At 65.8% G+C, this 4,912-nt stretch carries 5 protein-coding genes; 3 read left to right on the forward strand and 2 right to left on the reverse strand.

From position 1 onward, the window contains the following. The first annotated feature begins 411 nt into the window (after nucleotides 1–411). Entirely contained in the window at nucleotides 412–777 is a 366-nt protein-coding gene (locus ACZ6CZ_RS37590; RefSeq protein WP_469030532.1) for a hypothetical protein, read from the forward strand. A 33-nt stretch (nucleotides 778–810) separates the two neighbouring features. Here the strand turns inward: ACZ6CZ_RS37590 and istB are convergent, their stop codons facing one another. Together istB and istA are read right to left on the reverse strand one after the other, a co-directional pair. After that, nucleotides 811–1,581 carry an IS21-like element helper ATPase IstB gene (gene istB, locus ACZ6CZ_RS37595; RefSeq protein WP_469030534.1) on the reverse strand — a complete coding sequence of 257 codons (771 nt, stop codon included), beginning with the start codon at nucleotides 1,579–1,581 and terminating at the stop codon, nucleotides 811–813. Further along, nucleotides 1,578–3,047 (reverse strand): IS21 family transposase, encoded by a 1,470-nt coding sequence (gene istA / locus ACZ6CZ_RS37600; protein WP_469030537.1) that lies wholly within the window; start codon nucleotides 3,045–3,047, stop codon nucleotides 1,578–1,580. The genes istB and istA overlap by 4 nt, the downstream gene beginning before the upstream one ends. Nucleotides 3,048–3,543: 496 nt before the next feature. On the opposite strand from istA, the gene ACZ6CZ_RS37605 reads away from it, so the two are divergent. Both ACZ6CZ_RS37605 and ACZ6CZ_RS37610 read left to right on the forward strand, forming a co-directional pair. Further along, nucleotides 3,544–4,343, forward strand: a protein-coding gene (locus ACZ6CZ_RS37605; RefSeq protein WP_469030539.1) for an IS5 family transposase whose coding sequence is annotated in 2 segments (ribosomal slippage) — nucleotides 3,544–3,879 and nucleotides 3,882–4,343 — 798 coding nt in all. Because the reading frame shifts where the segments join, the coding sequence is not laid out codon by codon here. A 243-nt stretch (nucleotides 4,344–4,586) separates the two neighbouring features. Then, nucleotides 4,587–4,912 (forward strand): helix-turn-helix domain-containing protein (locus ACZ6CZ_RS37610; RefSeq protein WP_469030541.1); only part of this gene is annotated, 326 nt, incomplete at its 3' end.

The following is a 4,912-nucleotide window of genomic DNA, read 5'->3' on the forward strand; positions in this document are numbered from 1 at the left end:
GTCCGGGAGCAACGGCTCGATCCGCGTCCATTGCGCATCAGTCAACGGCACACCCGGACCAACGACCGACTGATCCAAACGAAACTGCCTAGGCGTCGAGGGCGGGGTTCGATGTTCACATCTGCCGTGCCGACGTCAGGTCCGCGGTCCGCTGGTGGGACAGCAAGCCTGCGACGGTGGCCCCGTGCCGGAGGTGCACGAGGGTGGTGAGGAGCCCGTCGACGAAGACCAACCGGTGCTTCGCTCCGGCGGCGTAACCACCAGGTGAGACGCGTGGAGGTGTCGGCGTACGACCTGAGCTCCCCAGCTGCGTACGGATGAACGTCCCCAGTTACGTTCGCGGGTCCGGCTGGGGAGATTCTGGTTGAGACCGACAGCCTGCCCCAGGACACTCACACGATGAAACGGAGCATGTCGGTCATCGAGGTAGTGGAACAAGGTTGGGATGCGCCCTGGCACCGGGCCCGCACGGAGGCATTCGAGGCATCGTTCCTGACCAGCCCGGACGAGGACTTGGACTCGGTGTGCAACGTCGATGTCTTCGTGGATCTCCAGGACGGCTCCCGGTGGACCGCGACTGTGTTCACTGCCGCAGAAGTTGAACGCCTGATGGAGGTCTGGGCAGAAAGCGGCGAGGCTCTCGGCGGCCGCTACTTCTGGGTCTCAGACGGCCTGATCGTCCGAAATCCCGGCGTCAATAGCATGAGTCAGGTGATCGCCGGACTGATCGAGACCGATGAGTTCTCCACGGTCTTCCAGCGGCTCGAGGACGACTGATCAGGGCCCCGGCAGCCGACTCGACGTGACCTGTCAGGCCACGTCTGTGTCCCGCTCGATGGCCTTGAGCCGATTCTTGAGGCGGTAGCTGGGGCCGTTGATGGAGATCACGTCGCAGTGGTGGAGGAGCCGGTCGAGGATGGCGGTGGCCAGGACCTCGTCGCCGAACACCTGTCCCCATTCGCTGAAGGTCTTGTTCGAGGTCAGGATGATAGATCCCTTCTCGTATCGCTTTGAGATCACCTGGAACACCAGATTCGCTTCTCCGCGTTCGAGGATCTCGTAGCCCACCTCGTCGACCACGAGGACACCGGGCCGGAGGTAGGTGCCGAGCTTGTTGGCCAGACGCCCGGCTGCTTCGGCGGCCTTGAGGTTGCGGACCATGTCGTCGAGGCTGGTGAAGTAGACCGAGTAGCCGGCCCGGCAGGCCGCGACCGCGAGAGCGACGGCGATATGGGTCTTGCCCACCCCGGGCGGTCCCAGGAGAGCGACGTTCGCCTTGGCCTCCACGAACGAGAGCGTCGCGAGGTCCTTGACCTTGCGGGGGTCGAGGTCGGGCTGGAACGAGAAGTCGTACTCATCGAGCGTCTTGTGGTGCGGCAGCCTGGAGAGCCGTAGGCCCTGGCGGAAACGGCGGTCGTCGCGGACGGCCAGTTCTTCGGAGAGGACCAGGTCGAGGAAGTCGAGGTAGCCCATCTTCGCTTCACCGGCCCGATGGGCGAACTCGTTGATGGTCTCCGCGAGGTGGGGCAGGCCGAGCTTGCCGGCCGTGGTGCGGATGCGGTTGCCGGTCAGCTCACTCAAAACGTTTCCTTCGTCGCTCGATGGGTGGTGAAAGGGCGGGTTCCGGTCAGCTCGTCATAGACCGACAAGGGACGGCGGCCGACCTCGACCTGAGTGGCGGCAGCCCGGTTCAGCAGGGCCTGCAGCGGGCTGGTGTCCTGGCCCGCAGACCGATCGTGACGAGGCTGGAGTGGGACGTCTCCGGTCGTGGTCCGGCGTCCCTTCCCGGTGGGCAGGCCGTCCCAGTGCGTCTCGTCGACGACACGGGCCCCGCGGCCGACGGCTCGGGAATGGACGGCCAGCAGCGTGCTGCCACCGGTGGCGGTCAGGGTGGAATGCAGCATGACCTGGGACTTCGTCGCCCGGATCTCGACCAGCTGGCGGGGGCGGACCCTGCAGGCCGGCACCGAGTAGAGGTTGCCGTCGAAGGCGACCAAGCAGTCCTTGCCCACGTGCCGCAGCTGCCGCTCGGCCACCAGATACGGAGTCGGCGGCAGCGACTTGAGAGCCGCGTGATCCCTGGCCGCCCGTTCCGCGATGACCTCACGGTGGGTCTTGTGGATCTGGGCTCTCCGTCGCGGCACCCATGCCAGGAAGGCGGCGTCCATCTCCTCGATGGACGAGAAGGAGCGGCCGGACAGGACGTGGTCGCGGACGATCAGGACCTGCCGCTCGACCCGGCCCTTGCCCTGCGGCCGGTAGGCGGCCAGGACGTCGATGTCGAAGTCGTAGTGGCCAGCGAAGCCGACCGCTTCCGGATGCAGCGGGACCGCCTCGCCGGGTGCGACGTGGCGGCGGACCACCGTCTTGGTCCGGTCGTAGACGATCGTCATTGGAGCCCCGCCGAAGTGAGCGAAGGCCCGGCGGTGGCAGTCGAAGAAGGTCTGCAGGTCCTGGCTGGTGGTGAAGCAGCAGAACAGGTCGCGCGAGTACGACAGCGTCATGTGGAACGAGTAGACCTTCGCGAAGCCCATGTGAGCGAGGATCTTGCCCTCGTCACCCCAGTCCACCTGAGCCTGGGCACCCGGGATGACCTCAAATCGGCGGTGCATGCCCGCCAACTCCTTCGGCGTGATCCCAAGCTCCTCGGCGATCCTGGGGCGGGCTTCTTGGACGTAGAGCTTGGTCCGCTGGTAGTTCCCGGTGAACCCATACTCCGAAGCCACCCGCTCGTGGATGACCGCCGCCTTCATCAGGATCTCCGCCCGGAGCATCGAGTCAATCACCGGTGCGAACTCGTCAATCACCCTCGCCCGCGACCGCCCGCTCGGCGAACGGCGAGGAGGAGTCGCCGGACCCGGTGCCGACAGGTACTTGCGGACCGTCTTCCGATCCAGCCCTGTCTCCCTGGAGATCTCCGACAGACTCATCGCCCCGGACTCGAGCAGGCCCCGGAACCTTCGAAGATCCAGCCAACGCTGCGGATCCAAGACCACTGCCAGCCTCCTCCGCCACCCGAAACGACCAAGCAGCAGAGTGCCGAGCAACGGACCTCACCGCATCAACAACTGTCCTTTTTCATCCGTACGAAGCTGGGGACGTTCGCGTGTACACCGACAGGAGGACGACCACGGACCCGCTTGCCGCTCAGCGGCGGCGTATGGACACGAACAGGCGATGGAAGATCCGCGTGATCGTGTCCCGCTGCTTGCGCGGCGTGTCCCAGATCCCCCTGCAGCCCTCTCGATCACCGCCCTGTACGGATCCAGGGGAGTCGGCCGCGACGGCAGCTTGCTTCCTCGGCTCGGCCCAGACCGAGCCGAGGAATTACCGACCGTCCGCCACGCCACGTTGTACTTGCGCTCAATTCCCCGCCCACGGTCCAGCGGCGGTGGGCCCGGCTGGCTTCCCCTCTTAGCGACTTGACGTGCGAAGAGTTGACCACGCAGCCGGATCAGAGCAACCCTAAGGTCACGTTTAGCTCGGCCAGTAAGGCCTAAAGGTCATCTCATTTGGCGTGTTCGATAGCCTGCGGGTGTGGAGATCGTTGAGCGGCTGGTGCCGGATGAGTTGTGGGAGTTGTTCCAGCGGGTCGTGCCGGAGGCGCCGACTCGTCCGCAAGGCGGCGGCCGACGTCGGCACGGAGACCGGGAAGTGCTGGCCGCGATTGTGTTCGTCGCGACGTCGGGCTGCACGTGGCAGCAGCTGCCGTCGGCCTCGTTCGGACCGTCGGGAGCCACGGCTCATCGGCGCTTCGCCGAATGGTCGAAGGCCAGGGTGTGGGCGAAGCTCCACCGCCTGGTCCTCGATGAGCTGGGTGCTCGCGGTGAGCTGGACTGGTCCCGCTGCGCGATCGACTCCGTGAACATGCGGGCCCTGAAAAGGGGGAGCTGACAGGCCCGAATCCTGTGGACCGGGGCAAGTACGGCTCGAAGATTCACTTGATCACCGAACGCACCGGTCTGCCCCTGTCCATAGGTATCTCCGGCGCCAACGTCCACGACAGCCAGGCCCTGATCCCACTCGTGCAGGGCATACCCCCGATCCGTTCGCGGCGCGGCCGACGACGGCGCCGGCCAGGAAAGCTCCACGGCGACAAGGGGTACGACTACAACCACCTGCGGCGTTGGTTACGCAGCCGCCACATCACGCCACGGATCGCCCGCAAGGGAACAGACTCCAGCCAACGCCTCGGCCGACACCGCTGGACAATCGAACGCACCATGGCCTGGCTCGCGGGGTGCCGGCGTCTCCACCGTCGCTACGAGCGCAAAGCGAGTCACTTCCTGGCCTTCACCAGCATCGCATGCACTCTCATCTGCTACCGCCGACTCACCAATTGAGATGGCTTGTAAGGGCCTGCCGGGAAATAACTTGCGGGTTCTGCAACTTGACATCGCAGGTCAGCGCACCACGCGCCCGCATCTTGTTCCTCTGCAGGCCCTAACGAGCTGGTGGACGGTAGGCGGTGAGGCGTCGGGCTCCTGATCGTCGATCATGGTCATGTGGTGGGGAACGCGTTTCGTGAAGTGATCGTCAGCGACCGGAGGATCACCGGCCTGTCGACTGGCGTGATAGCTGAACTCGTGGCTGAGGTCGGTCCGTCGTGGCACGAGAGACACCAGGCCAGGCTCGCGTCCAGGCCGCGGGAGCGGGCTGTGGGCGCGGGTGCGAAGCACCGGCTGGTCTTCGTCGACCGGCTCCTGGCCACGTTCATGCATTTGCGTCATGCCGTCACTCGTGACGTGCTGGCCTGCTGGTTCGGTGTGGACCGCTCCACCATCACCCGTGCCATCGGCGAGGTGCGGTCACTGCTGGCCGAGCGGGGGTGCACCATCAGCCCGGGTGTGCGGCTGCGGACCCTGGCCGAGGTCGTCGACCACCTGGGGACCAGCGGGAAGACCGGCATCAC

This window comes from Streptomyces sp. NPDC041135, from assembly GCF_055592085.1.